3 protein-coding genes and 1 pseudogene are annotated in these 3,966 nt (G+C 37.9%); 2 read left to right on the plus strand and 2 right to left on the minus strand.

Translation table 11 applies throughout. The features are described 5' to 3' along the window. Window positions 1-68 (minus strand): annotated as a pseudogene (locus BCG07_RS12865) (cytochrome-c oxidase, cbb3-type subunit II); the annotation flags it as partial. A 12-nt stretch (window positions 69-80) separates the two neighbouring features. Beyond that, window positions 81-1,514: a cytochrome-c oxidase, cbb3-type subunit I gene (gene ccoN / locus BCG07_RS12870; RefSeq protein ID WP_006794295.1), complete on the minus strand. Its 1,434-nt coding sequence runs from the start codon at window positions 1,512-1,514 to the stop codon at window positions 81-83. Between the two features lie 337 nt (window positions 1,515-1,851). On the opposite strand from ccoN, the gene BCG07_RS12875 reads away from it, so the two are divergent. Then, on the plus strand, window positions 1,852-2,277 hold the full coding sequence (locus BCG07_RS12875) for a hypothetical protein (protein WP_286890458.1): 426 nt from the start codon (window positions 1,852-1,854) through the stop codon (window positions 2,275-2,277). 784 nt (window positions 2,278-3,061) lie between these two features. After that, window positions 3,062-3,966: TonB-dependent receptor plug domain-containing protein (locus BCG07_RS12880; protein WP_286890460.1), on the plus strand; the 905-nt coding region annotated here is incomplete at its 3' end.

A 3,966-nucleotide genomic window follows, 5' to 3' on the forward strand; every position in this document is an offset into this window, starting at 1 on the left:
AGTATGGCCATAAGGCCAACGTTTTTTTCTACTATTTCATGTTTGTTTTGTGAATTTTTATTGCTCATCATCTCACTCCGTTATGCTAATTGTGCTTGCGCGTCTAACTTCAGTGATTCTTTTTCAGCTGAAATTGTACGGAAAACGTTATAAGCCATAACTAACATACCTGTTACGATGAATACACCGCCAACAAAACGCATTATGTAGAAAGGATGTGATGCTTCTAAAGACTGAACAAAGCTATACATTAATGTACCGTCAGCATTTACTGCACGCCACATAAGACCTTGCATTACACCTGAAATCCACATTGCAACAATGTATAAAACAACACCAACAGTGTGTAACCAGAAGTGTGTGTTAACAAGCTTAATGCTGTACATACGACCTTGTGCAAATAGTGCAGGGATAAGGTGATAAATAGCACCAATAGAAATCATAGCTACCCAACCAAGTGCACCTGAGTGAACGTGGCCTACAGTCCAATCTGTGTAATGAGATAATGCGTTCACAGATTTAATTGCCATCATTGGGCCTTCAAACGTAGACATACCGTAGAAAGATAATGATACAACTAAGAAACGAAGTACTGGGTCAGTACGCAGTTTATGCCACGCACCCGATAAGGTCATTATACCGTTGATCATACCGCCCCAAGATGGAACGAATAAGATAATTGACATAACCATACCTAAACTTTGCGTCCAATCTGGAAGTGCAGTGTAGTGAAGGTGATGAGGACCAGCCCAAATGTATAGAGATACAAGCGCCCAAAAGTGAACGACCGATAAACGGTAAGAGTATACAGGGCGACCTGCTTGTTTAGGTACAAAGTAGTACATCATACCTAAGAAACCAGCGGTTAATAAGAAACCTACAGCGTTATGACCGTACCACCATTGAACCATCGCATCTACTGCACCTGCATAGATAGAGTATGATTTAGTTAACGATACAGGCACTGCCATGCTGTTTACAATGTGCAGTACTGCAACAGTGATAATAAAGCCAGCATAGAACCAGTTAGCAACATAGATATGCGATACTTTACGTTTAATTAAAGTACCAAAAAATACAACTGCATAAATAATCCAAACAACAGCGATTAAAATATCGATTGGCCATTCTAGTTCAGCGTATTCTTTAGAGCTTGTAATGCCTAATGGTAAAGTAATTACTGCTAATACGATAACTAGCTGCCAGCCCCAAAATGAAATTGCTGCAAGTTTGTCTGAGAAAAGGCGCGTTTGACAAGTACGTTGTACGACGTAATAAGACGTCGCAAAAAGTGCACTTGTACCAAATGCGAAAATTACTGCGTTCGTGTGTAACGGACGTAGTCGAGAGTAAGTTAACCATGGTGTATCAAAGTTAAGTGCTGGCCAAGCTAATTGGGCAGCAATCAGAACCCCAATACTCATGCCAACGATGCCCCAAATCACTGTCATAATAGCGAATTGGCGTACAACTTTATAGTTATACTCAGTTTGTGATGCTACTGTTTGGCTCATTTTCTGGCTTCCGCTGCAATAAATGCGTTTAGAAATGAATTACCCACTTAAAAAGTGGGGCCTACTATTACTTCACAAGCATGTTACCTAAAACGTTCAAAGCATGAATGCTTCAGAAAACAAACTCGAGAAACCCTAATTTTTGCGAGGGAAATAATAAATTTTTTGGCCTAAAAAAGATAGGTCAATTACGTAATATTATGACATCAATCAAACTTTGTGGCTTTGTTGTCTATTTTTTGATTAGCTGAGTGCCTAAATTTGATTATTTAGTGGGCCATGCTTGTCATTTATAAGCTTGATTATTAGTATCTGCTTTTATTCGGAGCGAATTTTTATGAAAGCAACCCAATTATGTTATGTGTTTTTGCTACTTTTATTGTTGACCGCCTGTGATTTTGATAATCAAAAAGACGCAAGCATACATAAAAATTCAAACTGCGAACCTAACCAAGAATGTACCTTCCCAAATAAAGTGAAAGTGTGGCTCAGTGATCAATCTCTTTCACCTGAAACACCTTTTACAATTTTCAGCAAATTACCCAACAATACAAAAATCAGCCAAGCAAAATTGAAAGGCGTAACTATGTACATGGGATTTATCCCGCAGCAGTTTGTACAGCAAGGGGATTTGTGGCAAAGCGAAACCATGGTTGGCATTTGCTCAGAAAACAATATGCTTTGGACCCTTGAATTAACTGTTATAAATACAATCACTTCAACCGAAGATACCCTTAACTATTACTTTTATGTTACCTACTAACGAGCTTTAATAATATTACGAATTAACCAGTTAACCGATCACGTTTTACCCCAAATTTGTTGTTTACCTAAGCTTATAAACTTTTCTTTTTGATAGGCTCAAACTTGAACCGGTAATACCAATGCGCAGCAAAACGTAATTAATTTAATTCACTAACCCTTTAGTCATTAGTGCTAAAATTTCAAAAAATACATCTAAAACTAATTTTTTAATTAGTCCTGTCAAAAGTGCGTAGTCACAAAGTTAAGCTTTCGCAAATGCCGGATTTGTTCCAGCCAACTAATTTGATTTATAACCATAGTTAATATCAACATCTCACATTAGCCATATAGTGTAGACCAAATTTTGAGCAGTTATACCCAAGCAAAATAAGCGAACTTATAATTCACTATGAAGCAAAAGCTTTTCTTATGAGTTAGCAACTTGCAGGTGCTTTTACCTTTTTAATAATGGGGTGTGATTAAGTTGTTAATACCTGAATTATTGCTAAACAACAGGTGTAATTACATTTGATTACAAAGTAGAGGTGTTTGATTTCATCTGTACTTTAATTGTATAAAAATTATTTTAACTTATTAATTTTAAATTGTATTTTTATATTAACAATGAAACAAGTAGTAACCTTTGTACCTTTTCTAGGTTGGTCTTTTTTGTCTTTGTCAAAAACCACTCAAGCGTTAAGTTTTCGTTCAGTTAAGTGCGCTTAAGTTGCCTGCCGACTCATTCTTCTTATAACAAATGAGTTTTACCAATCTTGGTAAATTCCAACAAGTAGGATTCTTTCATGACTAAATCGACTCTTGGTCTAGCTGTTGTAGCAGCCATCCCAATGTTTTCAAGTGTACATGTACTAGCAGCAGACGAAGCTGCAAATTCAATCGAAAAAATTCAGGTCACGGGTTCACGTATCAACCGTACTGATATGGAAACAGCCAGTCCAATTACCGTTATTGGCGATGACTTTATTGCAAAAAGTGGTTTCACTTCTGTTGCCGATATTCTCTCAACTCAGCCATCTGCTGCGGGTATAAGCCTTGGTGCTTCAAGTAATAATGGTTCAGGTGGTTCTGCAACTGTTAACTTACGTGGCATGGGGTCACAACGTACCCTAGTGTTATTAAATGGTCGTCGTATGGTTTCTTCTGGTACCGGTGCAGACTCTTCAGTTGATTTAAATACCATTCCTGTTGCAATGATCAAATCAATTGAAATCTTAAAAGATGGTGCATCAGCGGTGTATGGATCTGATGCAATTGCTGGTGTTGTTAACATTATCACTAAAAAAGATTTTGAAGGTACTGAGCTTAATGTTGAAGGAAGTCGCACAACTAAGGGTGATGGTAACAACTACGGTACTAGCTTATTACACGGCATGCAGGTTGCCGATGGTAACTTAGTTGTTGGTGCACAGTTTTCAAGCCGTGGCGAGGTGATCCAATCAGATCGTAGCTTTGTGCCTGCAGGGCAGTCTTCGTTTATTCCACAAGGTACGCTAGGCGGTAAAACATACGAAGGTAATGGTGAGTTTGCAGATAGAACAACATCGTACGACTTTACTACATCGAGTTATGCACAAACACCAAACGATCTGTACAGTTTATTTACAAGCTTTGATAAAGAGCTAGACGCTGATACCACATTCAATGTTGACCTTATGTATACACGCCGTGATTCATCACAGCAATTGGC

Origin of the sequence: Pseudoalteromonas sp. ESRF-bin5 (genome assembly GCF_002632075.1) — a bacterium.
GTDB lineage: Bacteria > Pseudomonadota > Gammaproteobacteria > Enterobacterales > Alteromonadaceae > Pseudoalteromonas > Pseudoalteromonas marina.